This window comes from Komagataeibacter medellinensis NBRC 3288 (assembly GCF_000182745.2).
In the GTDB taxonomy this organism is placed as follows: Bacteria; Pseudomonadota; Alphaproteobacteria; order Acetobacterales; family Acetobacteraceae; genus Komagataeibacter; species Komagataeibacter medellinensis.
In genome coordinates this window covers 2855608-2878782 of the sequence record NC_016027.1, presented here as the reverse complement: position 1 = coordinate 2878782, position 23175 = coordinate 2855608, and the positions used below count along the sequence as shown (strand labels likewise).

The following is a 23175-nucleotide window of genomic DNA, read 5'->3' as shown; positions in this document are numbered from 1 at the left end:
ATAAGGAGTTGTCCCTTATGCACATCAGTGTTGCCGGAAAGCAAATTGACCTGTCCGATGCCCTGAAACACCGGGTAAGCGCCCATCTTGACCGGATTTCGGAAAAGTATTTCGGGCAGGCCATGGAAGCGCGTGTCACTTTCAGCCGCGCCCGTTCATTTTTTACCTGTGACATCAACCTCCATGCCACACGCGGGTTGACCCTGCGCGGCGAGGGCGAGGCCGCCGATGCCCATTCGGCCTTTGACGATGCGGCCGAGCACATTGCCCGCCGCCTGCGCCGCTACCACCGCAAGGCGACCAACCACGGCCATATGAAAACCCGCCAGCAGGTACCCGAATTCGGGCGCAGCTACGTCCTACGCCCCGGCATGGCTACCCTTGCCACCGTCGAAGAGGACAGCCCGCCTGATGAAGAAGACGCGGCGCTGGGCACGGCAGGCCCCTATGCCACCATCATTGCCGAGCGCCCCGCCGAGATCCCGACCCTGAGCGTGAGCGAGGCGGTGATGCGCCTGGACCTGGCCGATAGCCAGATCCAGCTTTTCCGCAACAGCGGGACCGATACGGTCAACGTGCTCTACCGCCGCCCCGACGGGAATATCGGCTGGCTCGATCCCTCAATCCGGGCCAGCAACTAGGCAGAGCCCCATCGCGCGTGCGGGCAGGGGTCATAAGGCCACCCCGGCACGCGCAGGGCCGCCGTATCGTCCTTCTCCAAAACAGAAAATGGCCCTGCCTACACATGTGGACAGGGCCATCAGTCTAAAAAAAGGTATGAAGGAATATCAATGCAGGGGCACCAGCATCATTTCGTGCTGGAGAATGGCGTTGATCGCTGCCTCCCGGTCATCGGTTACGGCAAGCGACGTGCCATCAGCGGCATGGATGGCGAAGGCGATTTCTCCCTCCACCTCGACCGTGCGAATATAGGCTACCGATTCCATACCCAGTCCCCGCAACTCGCCCGTGGTCAGATGGGGGGCCGCTGAGGATTCCGGGTCGTTATGCAGTAAGACCCGGCCATTTTGTGTTGTGACTCTCATCGCTTCATCTCCTGCTTCATGAAGGGACAGCCATCCCTCCGGTTCCGCATCGCAATACCGACCGTTCCATTACGGCTCTGCTGTCATTCCTCGTCAATCACCCTCACGACACGTTGCTTACGCCCCATGGGCACATCCACCACCGGTGGAACACGATCGCGCGAGGATGGGGTAGCGGCCGAAGGGGCGCGCGTAATCTCGATCTTACGCACGCGCACTTCAGGCTGTGGGCGCGCCAGTTCGATATGCAGCAGGCCATTATCCATCCAGGCTCCGCCAACTTCTATTCCTTCGGCCAGCACGAAGGCCTTCTGGAACTGGCGGGCGGCAATGCCGCGATGCAGGAAAATGCGGCCCTGCCCGTCATCACCCTGCCGCCCGCGAATGACAAGCTGGTTATCTTCCTGCGTGATGTGCAGGTCTTCCATCACAAAACCAGCCACCGCCAGCGTAATGCGCAAGGTCGTGGGGCTGACCTGCTCTATATTGTAGGGCGGATAGCCGTCCGTTGCATTTTTTGATGCCCGTTCAAGCATTTGCTCAAGGTGGTCAAACCCGAGGAACATGGGTGACCCGAAAACTCTTCCCGACAAATCGGCCTCCTCTGCTGCGAGCGAGACAAGAAACGCGAAGCGAACCCGCTCAGGCACCCGCTTCCGTTCTTTCACGATATGGGAGAATAATAGCCATACGCAAGGGGAGGCCGCTCCCTGCGCTATCGGCGGCAGGTGCCTCTTTTTGGCTGCATCCCCACTGGCATCACGGGTACGGACACGCTAAATGGCGATCTATGATTGATCATGATGTCATCGCTCAGGCGACCCCCATGCCGATCCTGGTCGCACCCCAGGCGGTCCTGCGCCAGAAAACCCGCCTTGTCCGCCCCGAGGACATGGGCGATCTGCGCACCATCATCCCCCGCATGTTCTCCGCCATGTACCAGGCTCCCGGCATTGGCCTGGCGGCACCGCAGGTGGGGCTGGGCATGCGCTTTGCCATTGTGGACGTGTCCGACAAGGACGAACCGCGCAACCCGATCGTGCTGATCAACCCTGAGGTGATCGCCGAGACGGACAGCATGGCCGCGCGTGAGGAAGGCTGCCTGTCGCTGCCCAACCAGTACGCCGAAGTCATCCGTCCCGAGGCAGTACGCGTGCGCTACCAGGACATGGAGGGCAAGGTACAGGAACTCGAAGCCGATGACCTGCTGGCCACCTGCCTGCAACACGAGATCGACCATCTGGAAGGCATCCTGTTTGTCGATCACCTATCCACGCTCAAGCGTAACATGATCATGCGCCGCCTGGCCAAGGAACAGCGCCAGAAGCACTGACCGCACGCGCGGATTACACCCGCCGGAACCTTGGGTTTTCCAGCATGGGGTCCGGCCCAGCCTGAACGGAGCCCCACGCCATGCGACTGGCCTTCATGGGCACGCCCGATTTTGCCGTGCCCGCCCTTCGCGCCCTGCATCAGGCCGGGCATGAAATCGTAGCCGTCTACAGCCAGCCCCCCCGCCCTGCGGGGCGGGGTAAAAAGCTGCGTCCCTCTCCCGTGCAGATCGCAGCGGAAGAACTGGGCATTCCCGTACGCACGCCGCTTTCGCTGCGGCGCAATACGGAAGAACACGCCCATTTCCGTGACCTGAAGCTCGATGCCGCCGTAGTCGCCGCCTACGGGCTGATCCTGCCGGTGGAAATGCTCGATGCGCCACGCCGCGGCTGCCTGAACATCCATGCCAGCCTTCTGCCACGCTGGCGCGGTGCCGCCCCCATACAGGCAGCCATTCTGGCGGGAGATAGCGAAAGCGGTGTTACCATCATGCAGATGGATGCCGGACTGGATACGGGCGCGATGCTGCTGCGCGACCATGTGGCCCTGACCCCGCACACCACTGCCACTACCCTGCATGATGACCTGGCCGCCATGGGCGGGCGACTGATCGTGGAAGCACTACGCCAGCCTGCCCATCCGGGCACGCCGCAGCCCGAGACAGGTGTGACCTATGTGCAGCGCCTGAGTCGCGAGGATGGGCGCATCGACTGGACAGCCCCCGCAACCACCATCGACCGCCAGATCCGCGCCCTGACCCCATGGCCCGGTACCTTCACCATGCTCGGTGGCACCGTCATCAAGGTCGGGGCGGCGGAAATCGCACCGGGCCACACGCAGGCCCCTCCCGGTACTGTGGTAGATGGTCGGCTTCTGGTCGCCTGTGGCGCGGGCACGCTGTTGCGTATCACGCGCCTGCAGCGTCCCGGGCGCGGCATGATGGCGGCAGACGACTTCCTGCGCGGGCAGCCCATGGCCTCGGACACGCGCCTTGGCATGGAGCTGCCCGATGCCTGAGATGCCTACAGCCCGCCCGGATGACGCTGCCCCCCCCAATGTCTGCCGCTGGGCGGTACTGATGGAATATGACGGGCGTGGCCTTGTAGGTTGGCAGCGCCAGAAAGGGCAGGACCTGCTGTCCGTACAGGGCCTGCTGGAAAGTGCCGCCCTCCGCCTGACCAATGGCCGCGACGTGCGCAGCATTACCGCCGGCCGCACGGATGCGGGCGTACATGCCAGTGGTCAGGTCGCCCACCTGGATTTTCCAGCCGATGTAACCCTGTCCAGCGCCACGGTGCGCGACGGACTGAACTTCTACATGAAACCCCACCCGGTTGTGGTGCTGATGGCCCGCCCGGTGCTGCCACATTGGAATGCCCGTTTTTCAGCCATTTCGCGCGCGTACCGCTACCGTATCCTGAACCGTCCGGCACGCCCCGCGCTGGAAGACGGGCAGGTATGGCATGTCCGTGCGCCGCTGAATGAAAACATCATGCAACAGGCGGCCATGCACCTGGTGGGACGGCATGATTTCACATCCTTCCGTGCCACAGCCTGCCAGGCACGCAGCCCCGTGCGAACACTAGACCGGCTTGATGTGCGGCGAGAGGGGGAATACGTGGTTATTGAAGCCGGGGCGCGTTCCTTCCTGCACCATCAGGTCCGCAACATGGCGGGCACGCTGAAACTGGTGGGAGAAGGCCGCTGGGAACCTGAACAGGTCGTACACGCGCTGGCTGCATGCGACCGTCGCGCGGCAGGCCCCACCGCCCCACCGGAGGGGCTGTGCCTGACCGGTGTGGGATATCTTGAAAACCCGTTCAGCCGATAAAGAATATGTTAGTAGAAAATAATAAAAGTTTCTGGGTGCCACCTTTTTTTAAAAAGGCAGTATTCTTCGGAAGCTTTTTAAAAAAGACTTCACCAAAAACATCTTTTAGGATTGGCCAATACCGACCTTAGTGCCCGGCACCCTGCTGCACCAGCATCGGGTACAGGAATTCATGCCATGCACGCTGTCCCGGTGAGGACAGACCAGTCAGAAGCACCAGCAGGCCAAGACTGCCAAGGATAGCCAGCACCAGCACCACCGCCTGCCTCCGGCGCAGCAGCAGGCCAATACGGGCCACATACCATGTCAGCCACAGGCTGTAGGCAAACTCCACGCCATTGAGAATGGCGGCCCCCATGGCGGATTGCAGCAACCGGGGCGATGCCAGCGCCATAAGCAGCGCCACCACCAGCCCCACGAACAGCGTAACCCAGTCCGTCCACCATGTTGCGGTAATATAGCGCAGCCACAGTGCCTCGCGCTTCCAGTGGTGGGCCAGCGCCTGTGTCACCACCGCAGGCAACAGGATCAGGCACAGGGCGAACAGTACCTTCACACCGCTGATGGCCTGCGGGGCATAACCTATGGTCAGCCCACCCAGCACCAGCCACAGTGCCAGACGGGGCGCCAGTGCCGACAGGACGGAGTCACGCGTGCCGCCAAAATAGGCGATCCCTTCCGCCCGGCCACGACCCAGCAGCAGCATTCCCTTGAGGATACCACCAAATCCCGCTGCATTGGGGCCGGAAGATGCGCCGCGATCAGACATCAATGCATTACCTTTTCAAGAAACCCGGTATAGATCGCCGTCAACTGTCGCAGGTCCGCCACAGTAACATGCTCGTCGGTCTTGTGCATGCTGGCCCCCACCAACCCGAACTCCGCAACATCGCAATAACGGGCAATGAAGCGGGCATCGGACGTGCCGCCACCTGTATCCAGCCGGGGCACCTGCCCAGTCACGGCGCGCACACTGGCGCGCAAGGCCTCCACCGGGGCGCCCGGTTCGGTCAGGAAGGATTCGCCGCTTACGGATATATCCACCCGCGCCCGGGGGGCGTGGCGTGCCACCACCGTACGAATCCAACCCGCAAGGTCGGCTCCGGTATGCAGGTCATTGAAGCGGATGTTCAGCCGGGCTTCTGCCTGTGCAGGGATGACATTGGTGGCTGTGTTGCCCACGTCAAGGCTGGTGACCTGCAGGCTGGAAGCATCGAACCAGTCACTGCCCCCGTCCAGCGGAGCGACCGTCAGTTCCCCTAGCAGGGCCAGAAGCCGGTGAACCGGGTTGTCGGCCCGGTGCGGATAGGCCACATGCCCCTGCGTGCCCGGTACCACGATGCGGGCATTGAGACTACCCCGGCGGCCGATCTTGATCATTTCCCCCATACCGGCGGGATTGGTCGGTTCCCCCACCAGGCAGAAACCGGGGATCTGGCCATGTTCTGCCATCCATTCCAGCACGCGTACGGTGCCGTTGGTGGCGGGGCCTTCCTCATCACCGGTAATGAGCAGGCTGATTGATCCCTGCGGCGTGCCCACCTTCCCCAGATACAGCCGGACGGCGGCAACGAAGGCGGCAATGCCCCCCTTCATGTCACACGCGCCCCGGCCGAACAGGATGCCATCGTGGATCTCGCCGCCAAAGGGATCGTGGCTCCACTGTGCCGCGTTCCCCACCGGCACGACATCCGTATGTCCGGCAAAGCACACATGGGGCTGCCCCGTACCCAGCCGGGCGAACAGGTTCGGGGTACGGGCCGTCCCCTCCCCGAATGGCAGCAGGGTCACGCTGAAGCCAATACCTTCCAGCACCCTAGCCAGGGCACTGATGGCACAGCCATCATCCGGTGTTACGGACGGGCAGCGGATCAGATCACGCGCAAGGCTGACAGCCCCACCGGGATCCTGATCCGCATCCATTACTGCGCCATCCGCCATGATACCGCTCAGCCGCGCAGCAGGTCGTTGATCGAGGTCTTGGAACGCGTGCGCTCATCCACGCGCTTGACAATCACCGCACAGTCCAACGACGGCAGCGGCTTGCCATCGGTGCTGGTTGCCTGACGTGGCGGCAGCGTACCGGGCACAACCACGGAATAGGCCGGGACGCGCCCCATGAAGACCTCGCCCGTCGCACGGTCTACGATCTTGGTGGAAGCGCCAAGGAATACACCCATGGACAGCACACTGCCACGCTCAACCACAACGCCTTCGGCCACTTCCGAACGCGCGCCGATGAAGCAGCCATCCTCGATGATGACAGGTGCCGCCTGCAGCGGTTCCAGCACGCCACCAATGCCCACGCCACCGCTGATATGGCAGTTCTTGCCAATCTGGGCGCAACTGCCGATCGTGACCCACGTATCAACCATCGTGCCGCTATCGACATAGGCACCGGCATTGACGAAGCTGGGCATCAGCACCACACCCGGCGCGATGAAGGCGGAACGGCGCACGATGGAGCCCGGTACCGCACGGAAGCCCGCAGCAGCAAACGCCGCCTGGTCCCAGCCCGCGAATTTCAGCGGCACCTTGTCATAGCTGGGTGCACCCGCACCACCACCCTCGACCAGACGGTTGTCGTTCAGGCGGAATGACAGCAACACCGCCTTCTTCAGCCATTCATTGACAGTCCAGCCACCTTCACCGGGGGTTGCCACACGCAGCCTGCCGGAATCCAGCGCCAGCAGCGCGGTCTCGACGGCTTCACGGTCAGCGCCGGTGGTTGCGGTGGACAGCGTCTCGCGACGCTCCCACAGGGCCTCAATCTGGCTCTTGAGGGATGTATCGGTCATATCGGTAAAATCCTGTCTGGGACGGGATCCCTGCGGCCTGCGCCGGGTGCCCCCGCCTGTACTGATTGCCTGCGGACCATGCGAAGGATCGGAGCCGATGTCAACGCATGCCCGGCACAGCTATGCGCCGCGGATCAGGGTGCCCGGCCCGGCCTCGGTAAAGAGTTCAAGCAGGCAGGAATGCTGCACCCGGCCATCAAGAATGACCGCGGCCCTGGCGCCCGCGCGCACAGCTTCAAGGCAGGTTTCCACCTTGGGGATCATGCCGCCCGAGATCATGCCGCTGGCAATGCCGCGCCGCGCATCCTCTGCCGTAAGCTCCGGGATCAGCCTGCCATCACCATCCAGCACACCGGGCACATCCGTCAGCATGAGCAGGCGGCTGGCATTGACCGCCCCCGCGATCGCACCGGCGGCAGTATCGGCATTGATGTTGTAGGTCTCGCCCTGCTCGCCCGCGCCAATCGGGGCGATCACCGGGATCAGGCCCGAGCCGGACAGCGCATAGATCACGCGCGGATCAATGCGCGCGGGTTCACCCACAAAGCCCAGATCGAGCATGCGGTCCGTTTCCACCCCATTCTCACGCGCGCGGCGCAGCAGGCGGCGCGCGGTGATCAGGCCGCCATCAAGGCCGGAAATGCCAACCGCCAGCGCACCGGCGCGGTTAATCAGTCCCGCCACCTGCTTGTTCACCTTGCCCGCCAGCACCATCTCGATCACGTCGATCATGGCGGCATCGGTCACGCGCAGGCCATCAATGAAGGTAGATTCAATCTGCAGGCGCTTGAGCATGGCGCTGATCTGCGGGCCACCCCCATGCACCACCACCGGGTTCACGCCAACCTGCTTGAGCAGAGCTATATCATGGCCAAACGCGGTGGAGAGCGTGGTATCGACCATCGCACTGCCGCCATATTTCACCACCACGGTATCACCCGCATAGCGCCGCAGGTATGGCAGCGCCCTGGCCAGAACCTCGGCCCGTACCTGTGCTTCCCGGTCGCCCGGTCCTGTTGCTGTCATCCGAACGGTCCCTTCGCTCCTGACGTGTCATTCATTCCGCCCCAAAGCATGGAGCGGGCGCTTGCATGGATTGCTACGCTGGCGGATTGGCCAGTCGCGCGAGTTCGGCGCGCAGATCCTCGATCCCCATTCCCGTCTCGCTGCTGGTTGCCAGCACATGGGGAAAGGCCGCCGCGTGTGCCGCCACAATCGCACTGACCTCACGCAGCTTGGCTTCCAGCGCATGCGGCTTGGGCACGTCGCATTTGGTCAGCACGACCTGAAAGGTCACGGCCGCGCGATCCAGCATCTTCATGATCTCCTGGTCGCTCGCCTTGACCTCCACCCGGCTGTCCAGCAGCAGCACCACGCGGCGCAGCGTCGGCCTGCCACGCAGGTAGGAGAACATCATGCCCTGCCAGTCTTCCTTTACCGCCTTGGCGGCCTTGGCAAAACCGTAACCGGGCATGTCCACCAGAGTCAGGCGGTTGGCCATCTCGAAAAAATTGAGCTGCTTGGTCCGCCCTGGCTCCGATGAGGCCCGCGCCAGCGCGCGCCGCCCTGTAAGCGCGTTGATCAGGCTGGACTTGCCCACATTGGAACGCCCGGCGAAGGCTATTTCAGGCAGGATCGGGTCGGGCAATTGCCCAAGCTTCTGGGCGCCGAATACGAAGTTGAACTCACCGGCAAACAGGACGCGACCGATCTCCCGGTCGCGTTCCATTTCTTCTGGCGTCAGTGCGGAGGAGGAAAAATCCACCATCATCGTCCCTGTGGTTATTTCTTCCCGGCCGGAAGCTTCGGCTTCTCAGGCGGCAGCACGGTGGTCGTGCCCTTCGTGTTCATGCGGCGCTGGATCAGGGTCTGCTGCGCCATAGTCAGCAGGTTGTTCCAGCAATAGTAGATCACCAGCCCCGATGGCTGCCGCGCCATGAAAAAAGTGAAGATGATCGGCATGAACTGGAACATCTTCTGCTGGGCGGGATCGGCAGTGGGTGTCGGGTTAAGCCGCATCTGCGCGAACATGGTCAGGCCGAAGGCGATGGGCCACAGCCCAAGCTGAAGCATGGGCGAGATAACCGCCGGATTCCACGGAATCAGTCCAAACAGGGTGAACAGGTTGGTTGGGTCAAATGCCGAAAGGTCATGGATCCAGCCAAAGAAGGGCGCATGCCGCATCTCGATGGTGACATAAAGATCCTTGTAAAGGCACCAGAACACCGGGATCTGCAGCAGCATGGGCAGGCAGCCACTGGCTGGATTCACGCCTTCCTGCTTGTACAGCCCGATCATCTGCTGGTTAAGCGCCATCTGGTCGTCTTTATAACGCTCACGCAGGGCTTTGATCTTGGGCTGGAGTTGGCGCATCTTGCCCATGGAATGGAACTGCTTGGTCGCCAGCGGGAAGAACAGCGCCTTGACCAGCAGCGTGAACGCCATCAGGGCCAGGCCAAAATTGCCAAGCATGGTGTTCAGCCAGTCCAACACCGTAAAGATCGGGCGGGTCAGGAACGCAAACCAGCCAAAATCGACCGCTTTCCAGAAATCAGGGATATGCAGGCTGGATTCATACTTCTCCAGCAGCGGTACTTCCTTGGCACCAGCAAAGACGTGGCTTTCGGTGCTGGCCTCACTCCCTGCCGCCACAACCAGCGGCGCACGCGCGGTAAAGCCGACATCATAGATGCCCCTCTCCCCGCCACCGGTGCCCTGATAGGCATAGGTGCCTGCAACATCGCTGTCCTGCTGCGGAATAACGGCGGCCAGCCAGTACTTGTCGGTAATGCCGGCCCAGCCGCCCTGTCCCGCCTTGGTCCAGGCTATGTTGCCCGGCGGCACCGCACCCTTGCGCAGGGACTTGTAGGAACTTTCGTCCAACCGGTGATCAATGACGGAAATCGGCCCCTCATGCACCAGGTACCCCCCGGTCTCGACCGGAGTATAGCCACGCTCCACGCGGGAGAAGGGAAAGAGCGAGACCGGCTCGCTACCATGGTTGACCACTTTCTGCGTGACCGAGAACATATAGTTCTGATCAATCGCGACCGTGATGCTGAAAACCTGTCCCTGCCCATTGTCCCAGCTCAGGGTAACGGGCTGTGCCTGGGTCAGGCTGTCATGGTCGGCGCTCCACAGCGTGTTGGCATCCGGCACGACCACGTGGCCGCCGCTGATGTTGGTCCAGCCAACTTCCACCAGGTTGGGCTGGTCCTTGCCACGCGGTTCCAGCACGCGCACCAGCGGGCTGCCGTCCTGCACGGTCTCGTGGTAATTCTTGAGCACAAGATCATCGAGCCGCGCACCGCGCAGGTCTAGCGAGCCATGCACGCGGTCGGCATCAATCGCCACACGCGCGTCCTGCTGGTCTGGCGCAGGTACCGTGGCCGCTGTCGCTGGGGTGACAGCGGGTGCGGGTGCCGCCGGTGCCGGGGCCTGCTGCTCGACCGTCTTATGGTTCTGCTGTGGCAGGAAATATTCAAAACCGACCAGCACCACGGCAGATAGTGCTGTTGCCACCATAAAACGCTTGATATCCATCAGCGACCCGCCAGATTTTTACTGTTTTTCATTGAGTCATGCATGTCACAGCCGCAGGGCGTGCCGGGCACGGGATCGTACCCACCCGCATTCCACGGGTTGCAGCGCAGGATGCGCCAGCCGGACAGCACACTGCCCCGCATTGCCCCATGGCGGGCGATCGCGTCACGCGCGTAATGACTGCATGAAGGAGAGAATCGGCAATGCGCGCCCCATATCGGGCGGATTACCAGTTGATACGCGCGGATAACCGCGCGCAGCATATGGGCAGGCAGGCTTATGGAAGACACCGTCACGATTCTTCCCTCACCCCTGCCTTGCGCAGGGCCTTGCGGTAGTCACCCAGCAGGGCATCAAACCGCCGCCCGCATGTGCCGGAGCGACCGATCACCACGATATCAACGCCCTTGAGCGCCATTTCGCGGTCCAGCAACCGGACCACCTCACGCAGACGCCGCCGCGCCCGATTACGCACGACGGAATTACCCACTTTTTTGGTAACGGTAAAACCGTACCGGGCGGCAGCCGTGTCACCGCGTTCAAGCGCCTGAAGCACCAAGCCCGGCACGGGCGCCTTGCGGCCCTTGGCCGCCACCCGCAGGAACTCGGCGCGTTTTTTAAGGCGCCTGGACTGATCGGCCACTTTTAGCCGCCCCTGTTATAAAAATATTCATGGCACCGGGCACCGTGGTGCCCGAGCCGTACAGACGCCACCTGCTTCAGGCAGAAAGACGCTTGCGACCCTTGCTGCGGCGGTTTGCAACAACTTTACGGCCACCAACGGTTTCCATACGCGAACGGAAGCCGTGGCGACGCTTGCGGACCAGCTTCGAGGGTTGATACGTGCGCTTCACAACGGCACTCCCAGATTGACAATGACAGACAGGTTACGGAAAAATCTTACCGGGCACCGCATGATACGGATGCCCCGAGCGGCGCCTTATACTGCCGGTTCGGGGCAACGTCAATGCCGATACCCTTTTACGCCACAACCGGATGATTTACATGACCAGTCCCGCCAGCGACTCTGCCACACCGCTCGATGAAACGCTGCGGCGGCACATCCACGACATCCGTGGCCATCTCTCTCCCGCCATGCTGCGCGCGGATTCGCTGGCCCTGAGTCAGGACGAACGAACCCGGCAGGCCGCCCACGATATCCTGACGGCACTTGATGCCGCCACCAAGGAACTCAGCGCCATGCGCCGCCTGCTGGCACGCCCTGCTGCCTGATGCGCGCAGGCAGGGTCAGGCCTTCTGGATCAGTTCGATCTTGTAACCATCCGGGTCTTCCACAAAAGCGATGAAGGTCGTGCCGAACTTGACCGGCCCCGGCTCACGCGTGACCTTGCCACCACCTTCGCGCACGGCTTCCACCACCGCCGTCACATCCGGCACGCCAACGGCAAAATGACCAAAACCGGTGCCAACCTCATATCCATCATCTTGGCCCCAGTTATAGGTCAGTTCGATTTCCGCCTGCCCGGCCGCGTTATCCCCGTAACCGATGAACACAAGGGTATATTTCCCTTCCGGTACATCCCTGCGGCGCAGTTCATGCATGCCCAGCAGGCGGTAGAAATCAAGGCTGGCCTCAAGGTTGCGCACGCGCACCATCGTATGCAGATAAGTCCCCATTCGGCATTCTTCCCTGTTCAGGTTATCTTTTCATCTCCGCCGCCAATTCCGGTCAGGAAAAGACCGGCCTCGTCCGCCATGGCAGTACACGCAGCGGGATCGGTAATGAGTGTGGCCCCTGCCTCCATGGCAATGCCACGCAGCCCGGCTGCCATGACACCCGCAATAGTACGCGGGCCAATGGTCGGCAGGTCGGCCCGGCGCTCCTGTCCCGGCTTGGCCATCTTGACCAGAACGCCACCGGGACGGTCGGGTTGCCGCAGGCTGGCGACCCGCTCAAGCATCCGGTCCGTGCCCTCCAGCGCCTCGACGGCCAGTACCAGTCCGCCCTGCACCACGCAGCCCTGCCCGATATCAAGCTGGCCCAGTTGCCTTACGACATGGCGGCCAAGGGCAATATCGGAACGGGCTGCCGCATCAGGGGGGACCACACCCAGCGGCCCGCGCCGCGCCACCGATCCGGGCAGGAATTCATGCGCGCCCCGGATAGTAAAGCCTTCTTCCCCCAGCACGCGTACGATTGCACCAAGCAACCCGTCATCACCCGCGAACAGCGCCTTGCCAATGCGTGTCAGGATGCGGGCACCCGTGGCATCGGGCCGCAGGCTGACTAGGGATGGCCGCCGGACCGGCCCGATCAGTACAAGGTCACGGCAGCCATGGGCATGCAGGCTGGACAGGATCTCGCCCGCCGCCGCGAGCCGGACCATGCGGTGTGGCCAGTGGCCGATCACCTCGGGTTCGGCAAAACCTTGAAAACCTATTATGAAAACGCGGCCGCCCGCCTGTTCCACCGCACGCGCAACCTGGCCGGGCAGCGGCCCGCCACCTGCCAGGATACCGACACACGCACCATGCAAGCCACCATCAGGCCGGGGGTCAGGCGCCATCGCTCTCGATCATGTCCCCGCTCTGAACACGGACCAGGCCGCGATGGCTTGGGGCTGCGATAAAGTCCAGGATCTCGACCACGCGCGGGTTATGGCCATAAGTCTGGCGGACATGTTCAAGCCGGGCCTGGAACACCGTGCCCGTAGCGTGCGCCGCCTTGGGGTACAGTGCGCGGAACGCCTGCCGCATGCGGCGGACCTCATCTGGCTGCACGCCGTTACGGCGCAGCCAGATCCAGTGCAACCCGACAAGGCGGGCACGGTTGCCCAGCACGCTGCCATAGGGAATGACATCGGCCTCAACCCCGCACACCCCACCAACCAGCGCCGCATGGCCAATCCGCACGAACTGGTGCAGCGCTGCGGCACCCATGATGCGCGCGCTGTCACCAATCACCACATGGCCACCCATGACCACGTTGTTGACGATAATGACGCCCCGCCCCAGCGTGCAGTCATGCGCCACATGGGAGTTGGCCATGATCAGACAGTCCGGGCCAATACGGGTCACGCCGGTACCGGTTGCGGTGCCACGGTGGATGGTCACGTTTTCACGGATGATGGTCCGCGCGCCAACAACACACCCGGTCGGCTCACCCCGGTATTTCAGGTCTTGCGGTGCCATGCCGACGGTGGTGAAGGGGTAGCACACCACGCCTTCACCCAGCGTGGTATGTCCGTCAATCACCACATGAGAGATCAGTTCGACATTTTCCCCGATCTCGACATCCGGCCCGACCGTGCACCACGGGCCGATACGCACGCCACAGCCAATGCGCGCATGACTGGAAACGATGGATGACGGATGGATTTCCGGCGGTTTTCCGCGCCGTTCATCCATTTGATGACCGTCAGATGAACTTCCTGCCAGAATAGCCTCCCTTCCCGCAAGTAACCATGGCCTGCAAACCCGAAGCAGGCTGCGGGCGCGCCCAGGGCGCATGCGCCGCCGGACCAACTTCGTGCAGGATCACCCCATGATCATGGCGCTGAATGTTGCCTCGGCAACAGATACGCCATCCACGCGCGCCACACCCTTGAATTTCCATACATTGGCGCGGCTGCGTTCTTTTTCCACATGAATGCGCAGCTGGTCGCCAGGCCCGACCGGACGGCGGAACTTCGCACCATCAATGGTCATGAAATAGACCAGCTTGCCCTCGAATGCCGCACCCAGCGTCAGTACGACCAGACAGGCCGCGGTCTGGGCCATGGCTTCAATGATCAGGACACCGGGCATGACCGGACGGGCCGGGAAATGTCCCTGGAAATGCGGTTCGTTGACCGTGACATTCTTGATGCCAACGGCCGACTGACCCAGCGTGATATCAACCATGCGATCAATCAGCAGGAACGGATAGCGATGGGGTATCGCCTCCATGATTCGCATGATGTCGATTGATTCCAGAACTGCGGGCGTTGCGTCCGCTGGCAGTGCCTCTACTTCTTTATCCACGTCGTCCAACCACTTGTTCGGTCAGGAGTGTAGGCATGCCACCAGCCGGGACAGGCCCCTCCTACCGGTTGAATATCTGATGGAAACAGGCAATCAGGCCCTGTTGGCCTTTTCCCCGGCTCCATCCTGCGTCGTTTTCTTGGCCATCCGGCGCAGGAAGGCCACATTCCGGAAAAACTCCCGAAACGGCATGGCCGGACTGCCAATGACATCCGCCCCCGCCTCCACATCGGACATGACACCGCACTGCGCCCCGATCCGGGCCTTGGTGCCGATCTTGATATGCCCGATCAGTCCGGCCTGGGCTGCGACCGTTACAAAATCACCCAGTTCGGTCGAACCGGAAATGCCTGCCTGGGACACAACAATACAGCACCGTCCCAGCCGCGCATTATGGCCAATCTGCACCAGATTGTCGAGGCGTGAGCCTGCGCCGATTACCGTATCGCGCATCGACCCACGGTCAACCGTGGAGTTGGCGCCGATTTCCACTCCATCCTCTAGCACGACAAGGCCGAGTTGGGGCACGCTTTCAAAGCCTTCGGGCGTTACGGCAAAACCAAACCCGTCCTGCCCGATCCGGGCACCGGGCAGCAGTGTCACCCGTTCACCCAGCAATGCGTGCGATATCGCGACATGCGCGCCAATGCGGCACCGCGCCCCGATCTGCACGCCGGGACCGATGCTGACATGCGTGCCGATATCCACTCCAGCACCCACACGCACCCCATCCCCCAGCACGGCAAAGGCGCCGATAGCCGCGGTGGGGTCAATCTCGCACCCCGCGCCAATCACGGCGGAGGGATGGATACCGGGATTGACCGGCGGCGGCGGATAGAACGCGGCGGCAATGCGAGCCCAGGCCTGATATGGCGTTCTGGACACCAAGGCCGCGGCATGTGGGGGCACCTTGTCGGCAAAGGCCGGGGCAACAATGACCGCCCCGGCACCGGTTCCCGCCAATAGGGGCAGGTAGCGCCGGTTATCGAGAAAGCTGACCTGCTCGCGCATGGCGGATTGCAGCGGCGCAATACCGTCAAAGCTGCTGGTTGCGGTGGCACCGTCCGCTGCAGGTCGCAGTTCCGCACCACTGCGCTGCGCCAGTTCCTCCAGCCCGAAGGGTCCATGCCTTGTAAAAAAACGTGGATCGCCCGGTACGTTATCCGGCGTCACTGTCATGGAATGGACCTTAATGCTTGGCCGGCGCGGCAGGAGCAGGCTTGTCGGCATCTGCCGTGGTGGGCATGGTGCCTGATTTGGCCAGCACTTCCGGGTCCACGTTCGCTGCGGGGATGAACACGGTGGGCAGCACCGCATTCAGCTGGGTGGCCACCTGCTGGGTAATATCAAGGCTCTCCTGGCTTAGGGCCACCTGCTCACGGTGCAGCACGAGATTCATGCCACGGCTGGCCGCAAGCTGGCGGATGATCTGGACAAGTTCACGCTCAATCTGCCCAAGCGAAACCTGTGCCGCTTCCTGGATGATGCGGTTGCGGTTACGGAAGTCCTTCTGGGCTGCGATCACGCGTTCCTGCAGCTTGCGCTCGCTTGTCTGGATCTGGTCAGACGACATGGTCTTGGCCTGACCCTGCAGCTTCTGCTGCTCATCACGCCAGCCGGCCTGTTCCTTCTGGGCCTCACGCGCCAGATCGTCACGGCGTGCGCCCAGCACGCGCTCGGCCTGCTGTGCCGCCGTTGACAGCCGCATTACTTCCGGCACGCTGATCACACCGATGACGGGTGCAGGCGGCGGCGCACTCTTGGGCACATCCGGTGCTTTGGGCACGGGCGGCACGGGCAGGATGGGCGGATTCTGGGGCTGAGCGTCCTCGCTATCCGCCGGCGCGGCGGGCAATGCCACCGGGGCCGGGGCCTCGTGCTGGGGCGCATGGGCGGGGGGCTGGACGGCCTTGGGCACGAACCAGCCAGCATTGCCGCCCGCCCCCTGGGCATGTGCACCGGGCACGATCACGGTTCCCCACCCGATCAGAGCGGTTGCGGCAAGCAGACGGATGCCGGATTTACGCAACATTATCACCTCAGAATTGTTGGCCGAAGCCGAAGCGGAGCAACTGGGTCCGGTCATTCGTGCCCTTGTGCAGCGGCACACCCAGATCGATGTTCACGAGACCGAACGGACTTTTCCACGCGATACCCACACCGGTCGAAACCACGGGCGTAAGCGTGTCGTCATAAACGGGGGTATATTTCGGCCAGTCCTTCATGGACGTGTAGCGACGGCGGACACGTAGGCCGTCCAGTCCACCCATATCCACAAAGTACCGCCCCTTGATCCCCATCGCCGATGCGAACGGGATGGGGAAGTCCACCTGGGCCGATGCAGTGTACATGAACCGGCCACCGAGGAAGTCCTGCTGCGAGTGCATCGGATTACCGTCACGCGCGGGGATGGCGTAGCTTCGGGGGCCGACACCACCATCCATGAAGCCACGCAGCGAGTTACCACCAAGATAGAAGTTATCGATGATGTCGCTGCGACCACCGCCCCAGTTCATGATCTCACCCGCGCCGGCACGGAAGCTGACCGTCCAGTCATGGTTGCCCATGATGCTGTCAAGCGGAATGTAGTAGGCGGTATCCACCTTGCCACGCAGGTAACGCTCGTTACCACCAATACCGGCAAAGTCACCACCTACACGTACCACGAAACCTTTATGCGGCTGCTGCCTGCGGTCACGTGTATCGTATGTCAGTGTCGTGCTGAGCTGCGACAGGAGCGACCAGCCATTCTGGTCCTGCACGTAATACGACGAATCCGACCATGTATCACCGATGTCACGATCGGTCAGCGTATAGCTCCACGACTGCGACAGGTGGTTGTTATAGGAATACCCCATGCGCAGCGTCATGCCGATACGCGCTTCGGAATAGCTCTGGTACGTCATGTAGCGGTTCTGGATACCGAACAGGTCGATGCCCGCCACAAGGTTACGGTTGAGGAAATACGGGTCCGTCAGAGAGATATCGGCCTGATCTTCGTAATACGCGGCAGTGCCGGTAAAGCCCGCGTCGATACCCGTGCCCAGCAGGTTGTGCTGCTTGAGCCCAAGGTTGCCCAGTACGCCAGCATCAGTCGAATACCCCCCGCCCAGCGAGAACTCGCCTGTCGGCTTTTCCACAACATCAGCCGAGATGTTGACCTTGTCAGGCGCCGAACCGGGCGTCTGGTCGATCGAGACGGTCTTGAAGAACCCGAGGTCTTCCAGAATCATCTTGGAATACTTGCGGTCAAGCGGTGTGTACGGGTCGCCTTCAGCCATGGGCAACTGGCGGCGGATCACCTTGTCTTCGGTAATCGTGTTGCCATTGATGTCGATGCGCTCGACATACATCCGCGGCCCCTCGCTGATGTCAAACAGCAGGTTGACGGTATGCTTTTCGGGGTTACGTGCAATTTCGGGGTGAACCATGGCGAAGGGATAGCCCTTGCCCTGCAACAACTCCTGCATGTCCGTGGCGTTGTGCTGGATGGCGGAGCCATCGTACCACTGGTTGTGGAACAGGCCGATATACTTGCGCATGGATTCCGCGCTGACATGGCGCAGCGAGGAGCGGACATCCATCTTGTTCAGGCGGTAGCGCGGCCCTTCCTCGATCGTATAGGTGATGTAGAAGCTCTTACGGTCAGGCGAGAGTTCGCCCGTCGCGTTTTTGACCTGAAAATCGACAAAGCCGTTCTTCAGGTAGAAACGATGCAGCAGTTCCGCATCATATTTCATACGCTCGGGGTTGTACTGGTCACTCGACGCAAAGAAGCGATACCATGCCGTCTCCTTTGATGAAACGACACCGGCCAGTGCTGCGGTGCTGAACGCCCGGTTACCGACGAAAGAGACCTTCTTGATCAGGGTCTTCTGCGCTTCGTTGATGTGGAAGATCACATCAACGCGGTTATGGGCAAGGTGGATAATCTGCGGTGTCACGGTGGCGGCGTAGCGTGCCTTTTCCGCATAGACACCCAGGATCTTCTGCCGGTCGGCTGAAATGCCCTGCGGGGAGTATACCGCGCGCGGGCGCAGCGAAATGACCTTGGTCAGGTCCTCGTCCTTGGCGGCGTGATTGCCTTCAAACACGATGCGGTTGACGATCGGGCTCTCGACAACATGTACTTCCAGCACGTTCCCCACGCGCTTGAGTGTTACATCATGGAACAGGCCAGTCGCGTACAGGGTCTTGAGCGAACGATCGAGCAGGTCCTGATTGAAGCGGTCACCCGGCTGGACAACCATGTAAGACAGGATGGTGCTGGTCTCGATCCGGCTATTGCCCTTAATGTCTACCGCTTCAATCGGATCTTCAAGCGGGGGTGCCTTGATGGCTTCAACCGCAGGCTCCTGCGGCTCCGCACCGGGCATGGGCGCCATATTCCCACCGAATGATGTGTTCTGTGCCGCTTCATCCTGCGCATATGCCCCAGCTGCCCAGAACAGCGGCATAATGCAGGCAGACGCAAGCAGCGCTGAACGTTTACTCGACAAAATCGCTATTCCTCACCACTCGGCATGCGGATCAGCCATGCATTGAGACCGGATGGAGGGCCGGCTCCCTTCCTGTCATGTATCAGCTTTTGTGGCGGACCTATCCGATATGGACCACCATGTGCAAGCACTTGTATCACTCTGCCCACCTTAACCCTGCCCCGCATGCGAAGCGAGCCACTGAAACAGGCCAAAATGTGACAGATCGTTAAAGGTTGAAAACAGGAATAGCCCCGCAATAAGCGCGAAACCTGCCTGGAAACTGATCTCCTGCACTCGCCGTGAAACCGGACGCCCCAGAATAGCCTCAAAAATATAAAACACCAGCCGACCCCCATCAAGAATCGGCACCGGAAACAGGTTGATCAGCCCGAGATTGATCGACAGCAGCGCCATGAATGACACAAGGCTGGGCAGCCCGTACTGTGCAACCTGGCCCGACATCTGGGCAATGCGCAACGGACCACCAAGGTCCTTGGCGCTGTGCTGACCCGTGACCATCTGCCACAGGCCCTGCAGGGTCTGGATGGAGACGTTCCAGGTTTCCTTTACCGCCGAGACAAAAGCCGTGGGCAGTGATTTAGGATGACCCATTTCCATGGCGAAGGAGACGCCGATCTGACCGCGCTGCGCGCCCCCCTTCTCCGCCACAATGCCTATGTGCATGGGCAGGGTCGTATCGGCCTCGCCCCGATGCACCGTAAGCGTGGTCTGTGCATCCGGCTGGCCGCCCACAAATGCTTGCAGATCGGCCACGTCACGCACCGTGTGATCACCCACGCGCACAATCACATCGCCCTTCTGCACGCCAGCGACAGCGGCGGCACTGCCGGGCACAACCTGCGCCACCTGGTTGAGGATATGAGGCTGACCCACGGTAGCGAACAGCCCCGTGAACAGTACAATGGCAAGAAGGAAATTAAAAACCGGTCCTGCCACGATCACGATCGCACGTGACAGGACGGGCTTGTCATGAAAGGTGCGACCTGGCTGCCACGCAGCCTTCTGTTCCTCGGTCGCGTCTTCCGGTCCCTCAAACCCGTGGGGCCGGACATAGCCACCCAGCGGCACCGGGCACAGCCGCCATTCCGTGCCCACGCTATCATGCCAGCGCAGGAGCGGACGGCCGAACCCGATCGAGAACACCTCCACATGCACACCACGCCACCGCGCGGCCAGGTAGTGACCCAGTTCGTGAATGAAAACCAGCACCCCGAGCACAAGGGAGAAGGCCAGAACGGTCCGTATCAGATCATGCATGAACGCTAAGCTATCTCCCGACGGCCCGAAACGCCATCCAGAATCATGTCAGGCCGCGCGGGCAACCGTGTGGAGGCGTGCGACACGGCGCGATTCCGCATCCCAGTGCAGCACTTCTTCCAGCGTATCGGCCCGCTGCGCGCCGATGGAGTGCATGACATCCTCCACAATACGCGCAATATCCAGGAACCCGATTTCACGCTTCAGGAACGCCTCGACCGCAATTTCATTGGCGCCGGACAGAATGGCAGGCATGGCACCCCCCGCACGCAGGGATTCGCGCGCAAGGCGCAGCGCGGGGAAGCGGACCTCATCAGGTGCCTCGAAATCCAGCCGCGACAGCGCCGCAAGGTCAAGTCGGGGTGAATTGGTAGGCATGCGCTTCGGCCAGGCCAGCGTGTGGGCGATGGGAATGCGCATATCGGCCGAGCCAAGCTGGGCCACAACCGAACCATCGGTATACTGCACCATGCTGTGCACGATAGATTGCGGGTGAACGACCACATCCAGCCTGTCTTCGGTCACGTTGAACAGGCGCGCCGCCTCGATCAGTTCCAGTCCCTTATTGAACATGGTGGCGGAATCGATGGTGATCTTGGCCCCCATGCTCCATGTCGGGTGTTTCAGGGCAGCTTCTAGCGGGGCCTTTTCCATTTCCTCAAGACTTGCCCGACGGAACGGGCCGCCCGATGCCGTCAGGATAATCTTCTCGACCTGGTCCACCTGCTTGTCGGCCATGGACTGGAATACGGCGTTATGCTCGGAATCGACCGGCAGCAGCGTGGCCCCCGCCGCCTCCACGGCACGCAGCATCACATCACCCGCGCAGACCAGCGCCTCCTTGTTGGCCAGCGCCACATGGGTACCATTGCGCACCGCCGCCAGCGTCGGCTCCAGCCCGGTGGCACCGGTAATAGCTGCCATGGTCCAGTCCACCGGTAGGGCTGCCGCCTCGATCACGGCGGCACGGCCACCGGCCGTCTCCACGCCGCTGCCCGCAAGCAGGGTTTCCAGTTCCGGCAGCAACCCTTCATCGGCAATGACGGCCCGCTGCGCACCCAGTGCGCGGGCCTGCTCCGCCAGCCTGGCCACATTGCGGCCACCGACCAGCGCACCAGTGCGGAACTGATCAGGTGCCTGCAGCAGCAGGTCCACCGTAGAACAGCCAATGCTGCCCGTGCTGCCCAGAACGGAAACTGTCTTCATTATTATGTCATTCCCCAAAACATTCCATGGCCGGGACCATGGCCTCAGTGCAGGCCCACATACCAGAAAGCGGCGCCACCCGCTGCACCCAAAGAGAGCAGGGCCGCCATGGGGGCAGCCACCAGCAGGCCATCAAAACGATCCAACAGCCCTCCATGGCCAGGCAGGAGGGTACCTGAATCCTTGACGCCCCGCTTACGCTTGAGCGCGCTTTCCGCCAGATCCCCCATCTGTGCCGCAATGGCGACAAGCCCGCCGAACACCGCCCCCCGCCACACGGCACCGGGCTGTGCGCCAGGCAGGAGGGCTGCGATCAGCATGCCCGCAACCACGGCGCAGCACAGCCCACCCACGGAGCCGGACCATGTTTTGGCCGGCGAAATGCGCGGCGCAAGCTTGGGGCCGCCAAACAGGCGGCCTGCCATATAGGCCCCGGTATCACTCAGCGCCACGCAGGCAACAAGGAACAGCACGACCCCCGCACCCGGTTCGCTCATGTAACGCAGCCACAGGAGTGACAGCCCCGCACAGCCGATGGCAACCTGCCCCGCCCACAATGCCGGTCCCAGCACAAGGGCGGCCGCCATGACCAGCAGCGCGCCCCCCCAGTGCCCGGCCACAGCTGCTACGCCTGTGCACGCGGCCCATACCAGGCAGAGTTGCCCGCGCCGCGCATCCAGTCCGAATCCGAACATACGCGCCCATTCCGCCGCCATGCCCACCATCGCCAGCACAATCATCGCACCATAGACCAGGCCACCCACCCATACGCACAGCGCGGCCAGCGGCACCAGAACGGCGGCCGAAAGCACACGGGCACGCAGGTCCTTCCAGTTGCCCGATGGGACGGGCGCCGAAGGCCGGGAAATATTTTCAGACTGGTCTGGCACCGAATCGCCTTTCACGCCGCGAGTAGATATTCAGCACGGTATCAAAATGCGTTTCGTCAAAATCGGGCCAGGGCGTATCAAGGAAAACGAGTTCGGCATAGGCCGACTGCCACAGCAGGAAGTTGGAAAGACGGCACTCCCCGCTTGTCCGCACCACAAGATCGGGGTCAGGCATGCCCGCCGTCAGCAGCGCGCCGGCGAATGCGGTTTCATCAATATCGGTCGCCACCCGCTCCCCCCGTGCTACCGCCTGCGCCAGATGAGTGGCGGCCTGCACGATGTCGGCCCGCCCACCATAGGAGAGGGCAAGCACCAGGACCAGACTGGTATTGCCTGCGGTCACCGCCTCCGCCCGGCGGGCTTCTTCCTGTATGTCTGCCGGGAAGCGGGCAAGATCGCCAATGAAGCGCAGACACACCCCCTCACGCGACAGTTCAGCCACCTTGTGGCGCAGATAGTAGCGCAGCAGACCGGTCAGGTCCGCTACCTCGCCCGGCGCGCGCCGCCAGTTTTCAGATGAGAAGGCATAAAGCGTGATCCATCCCACCCCACGGCTTATGGCCGCGCGGACGGTACGCTGCACCGCCTCGGCCCCGGCACGGTGGCCAGCCAACAGGGGCAGGCCCCGCATGCTGGCCCACCGCCCGTTCCCGTCCATGATGATGGCGACGTGCTCGGGCAGGCTGTAACGACCTGCAGCACGATGATCCGACCCCGACAAGAGCTGCCTGCCCCCCTCAGTCACACATATGATGGAGCAGAATGGATACGATACGCACCGCTCAA

Annotated in this window: 27 protein-coding genes; 5 read left to right on the top strand and 22 right to left on the bottom strand. The window is 62.2% G+C overall.

From position 1 onward, the window contains the following. Nucleotides 1–17 precede the first annotated feature (17 nt). Complete coding sequence (gene hpf, locus GLX_RS13455; RefSeq protein ID WP_014106510.1) at nucleotides 18–641, top strand: ribosome hibernation-promoting factor, HPF/YfiA family; 624 nt, start codon at nucleotides 18–20, stop codon at nucleotides 639–641. Between the two features lie 147 nt (nucleotides 642–788). Here hpf and GLX_RS13450 read toward each other — a convergent pair whose 3' ends face one another. Both GLX_RS13450 and GLX_RS13445 read right to left on the bottom strand, forming a co-directional pair. After that, entirely contained in the window at nucleotides 789–1046 is a 258-nt protein-coding gene (locus tag GLX_RS13450; protein ID WP_014106509.1) for a DUF1150 family protein, read from the bottom strand. Between the two features lie 83 nt (nucleotides 1047–1129). After that, nucleotides 1130–1612: an Hsp20 family protein gene (locus tag GLX_RS13445; protein WP_081477908.1), complete on the bottom strand. Its 483-nt coding sequence runs from the start codon at nucleotides 1610–1612 to the stop codon at nucleotides 1130–1132. A gap of 224 nt (nucleotides 1613–1836) precedes the next feature. On the opposite strand from GLX_RS13445, the gene def reads away from it, so the two are divergent. The 3 genes from def (at nucleotide 1837) to truA (ending at nucleotide 4209) form a co-directional block, all read left to right on the top strand. Beyond that, entirely contained in the window at nucleotides 1837–2379 is a 543-nt protein-coding gene (gene def, locus GLX_RS13440) for a peptide deformylase (RefSeq protein ID WP_014106507.1), read from the top strand. Nucleotides 2380–2459: 80 nt separating this feature from the next. Further along, a complete protein-coding gene (gene fmt / locus GLX_RS13435) occupies nucleotides 2460–3395 on the top strand; it encodes a methionyl-tRNA formyltransferase (protein WP_014106506.1) in 936 nt (311 codons plus the stop codon). Then, a complete protein-coding gene (gene truA, locus GLX_RS13430; protein WP_041247440.1) occupies nucleotides 3388–4209 on the top strand; it encodes a tRNA pseudouridine(38-40) synthase TruA in 822 nt (273 codons plus the stop codon). Before fmt ends, truA begins: the two co-directional genes overlap by 8 nt. A 127-nt stretch (nucleotides 4210–4336) precedes the next feature. Here truA and GLX_RS13425 read toward each other — a convergent pair whose 3' ends face one another. From GLX_RS13425 to rpmH, 9 genes are all read right to left on the bottom strand, one after another. Then, entirely contained in the window at nucleotides 4337–4978 is a 642-nt protein-coding gene (locus GLX_RS13425; protein ID WP_014106504.1) for a hypothetical protein, read from the bottom strand. Next, a complete protein-coding gene (gene dapE / locus GLX_RS13420) occupies nucleotides 4978–6132 on the bottom strand; it encodes a succinyl-diaminopimelate desuccinylase (protein ID WP_041247439.1) in 1155 nt (384 codons plus the stop codon). Before dapE ends, GLX_RS13425 begins: the two co-directional genes overlap by 1 nt. Nucleotides 6133–6158: 26 nt before the next feature. Next, nucleotides 6159–7007 carry a 2,3,4,5-tetrahydropyridine-2,6-dicarboxylate N-succinyltransferase gene (gene dapD / locus GLX_RS13415; RefSeq protein WP_014106502.1) on the bottom strand — a complete coding sequence of 283 codons (849 nt, stop codon included), beginning with the start codon at nucleotides 7005–7007 and terminating at the stop codon, nucleotides 6159–6161. 120 nt (nucleotides 7008–7127) lie between these two features. Further along, nucleotides 7128–8033: an acetylglutamate kinase gene (argB, locus tag GLX_RS13410; protein ID WP_014106501.1), complete on the bottom strand. Its 906-nt coding sequence runs from the start codon at nucleotides 8031–8033 to the stop codon at nucleotides 7128–7130. 73 nt (nucleotides 8034–8106) lie between these two features. After that, the gene (gene yihA, locus GLX_RS13405; RefSeq protein ID WP_014106500.1) at nucleotides 8107–8778 is read right to left on the bottom strand and encodes a ribosome biogenesis GTP-binding protein YihA/YsxC; all 672 of its coding nucleotides are present in this window, start codon (nucleotides 8776–8778) and stop codon (nucleotides 8107–8109) included. An 11-nt stretch (nucleotides 8779–8789) separates the two neighbouring features. Beyond that, complete coding sequence (yidC, locus tag GLX_RS13400) at nucleotides 8790–10550, bottom strand: membrane protein insertase YidC (RefSeq protein WP_014106499.1); 1761 nt, start codon at nucleotides 10548–10550, stop codon at nucleotides 8790–8792. After that, the gene (gene yidD / locus GLX_RS13395) at nucleotides 10550–10846 is read right to left on the bottom strand and encodes a membrane protein insertion efficiency factor YidD (protein WP_014106498.1); all 297 of its coding nucleotides are present in this window, start codon (nucleotides 10844–10846) and stop codon (nucleotides 10550–10552) included. Before yidD ends, yidC begins: the two co-directional genes overlap by 1 nt. Continuing rightward, nucleotides 10843–11193: a ribonuclease P protein component gene (gene rnpA, locus GLX_RS13390; RefSeq protein ID WP_014106497.1), complete on the bottom strand. Its 351-nt coding sequence runs from the start codon at nucleotides 11191–11193 to the stop codon at nucleotides 10843–10845. Before rnpA ends, yidD begins: the two co-directional genes overlap by 4 nt. Nucleotides 11194–11269: 76 nt before the next feature. After that, nucleotides 11270–11404 (bottom strand): 50S ribosomal protein L34, encoded by a 135-nt coding sequence (gene rpmH, locus GLX_RS17535; protein ID WP_007399178.1) that lies wholly within the window; start codon nucleotides 11402–11404, stop codon nucleotides 11270–11272. Nucleotides 11405–11555: 151 nt separating this feature from the next. Here rpmH and GLX_RS13385 point away from each other — a divergent pair, with 151 nt between their 5' ends. Continuing rightward, nucleotides 11556–11783, top strand: a complete 228-nt coding sequence (locus tag GLX_RS13385; RefSeq protein WP_070097770.1) for a hypothetical protein — start codon at nucleotides 11556–11558, stop codon at nucleotides 11781–11783. A gap of 15 nt (nucleotides 11784–11798) precedes the next feature. Here the strand turns inward: GLX_RS13385 and gloA are convergent, their stop codons facing one another. The 11 genes from gloA to uppS form a co-directional block, all read right to left on the bottom strand. Next, the gene (gloA, locus tag GLX_RS13380; protein ID WP_014106495.1) at nucleotides 11799–12188 is read right to left on the bottom strand and encodes a lactoylglutathione lyase; all 390 of its coding nucleotides are present in this window, start codon (nucleotides 12186–12188) and stop codon (nucleotides 11799–11801) included. Nucleotides 12189–12205: 17 nt separating this feature from the next. After that, the gene (locus GLX_RS13375; RefSeq protein WP_014106494.1) at nucleotides 12206–13078 is read right to left on the bottom strand and encodes an LpxI family protein; all 873 of its coding nucleotides are present in this window, start codon (nucleotides 13076–13078) and stop codon (nucleotides 12206–12208) included. Further along, nucleotides 13068–13919 (bottom strand): acyl-ACP--UDP-N-acetylglucosamine O-acyltransferase, encoded by an 852-nt coding sequence (gene lpxA, locus GLX_RS13370; protein ID WP_041247438.1) that lies wholly within the window; start codon nucleotides 13917–13919, stop codon nucleotides 13068–13070. The genes GLX_RS13375 and lpxA overlap by 11 nt, the downstream gene beginning before the upstream one ends. Nucleotides 13920–14048: 129 nt before the next feature. Then, a complete protein-coding gene (gene fabZ, locus GLX_RS13365) occupies nucleotides 14049–14534 on the bottom strand; it encodes a 3-hydroxyacyl-ACP dehydratase FabZ (protein ID WP_014106492.1) in 486 nt (161 codons plus the stop codon). Between the two features lie 93 nt (nucleotides 14535–14627). Further along, nucleotides 14628–15764: a UDP-3-O-(3-hydroxymyristoyl)glucosamine N-acyltransferase gene (lpxD, locus tag GLX_RS13360; protein WP_041247437.1), complete on the bottom strand. Its 1137-nt coding sequence runs from the start codon at nucleotides 15762–15764 to the stop codon at nucleotides 14628–14630. Then, nucleotides 15724–16566, bottom strand: a complete 843-nt coding sequence (locus tag GLX_RS13355; RefSeq protein WP_014106490.1) for an OmpH/Skp family outer membrane protein — start codon at nucleotides 16564–16566, stop codon at nucleotides 15724–15726. Before GLX_RS13355 ends, lpxD begins: the two co-directional genes overlap by 41 nt. Nucleotides 16567–16573: 7 nt before the next feature. Beyond that, nucleotides 16574–18991: an outer membrane protein assembly factor BamA gene (gene bamA, locus GLX_RS13350; RefSeq protein ID WP_041247436.1), complete on the bottom strand. Its 2418-nt coding sequence runs from the start codon at nucleotides 18989–18991 to the stop codon at nucleotides 16574–16576. A 192-nt stretch (nucleotides 18992–19183) separates the two neighbouring features. Further along, nucleotides 19184–20293 carry an RIP metalloprotease RseP gene (gene rseP / locus GLX_RS13345; RefSeq protein ID WP_014106488.1) on the bottom strand — a complete coding sequence of 370 codons (1110 nt, stop codon included), beginning with the start codon at nucleotides 20291–20293 and terminating at the stop codon, nucleotides 19184–19186. Nucleotides 20294–20341: 48 nt separating this feature from the next. Continuing rightward, nucleotides 20342–21499 (bottom strand): 1-deoxy-D-xylulose-5-phosphate reductoisomerase, encoded by a 1158-nt coding sequence (gene dxr / locus GLX_RS13340; RefSeq protein WP_014106487.1) that lies wholly within the window; start codon nucleotides 21497–21499, stop codon nucleotides 20342–20344. A 44-nt stretch (nucleotides 21500–21543) separates the two neighbouring features. Further along, nucleotides 21544–22389 (bottom strand): phosphatidate cytidylyltransferase, encoded by an 846-nt coding sequence (locus GLX_RS13335; RefSeq protein WP_014106486.1) that lies wholly within the window; start codon nucleotides 22387–22389, stop codon nucleotides 21544–21546. Beyond that, nucleotides 22373–23047, bottom strand: a complete 675-nt coding sequence (uppS, locus tag GLX_RS13330; protein WP_231850452.1) for a polyprenyl diphosphate synthase — start codon at nucleotides 23045–23047, stop codon at nucleotides 22373–22375. Before uppS ends, GLX_RS13335 begins: the two co-directional genes overlap by 17 nt. Nucleotides 23048–23175: the final 128 nt, after the last annotated feature.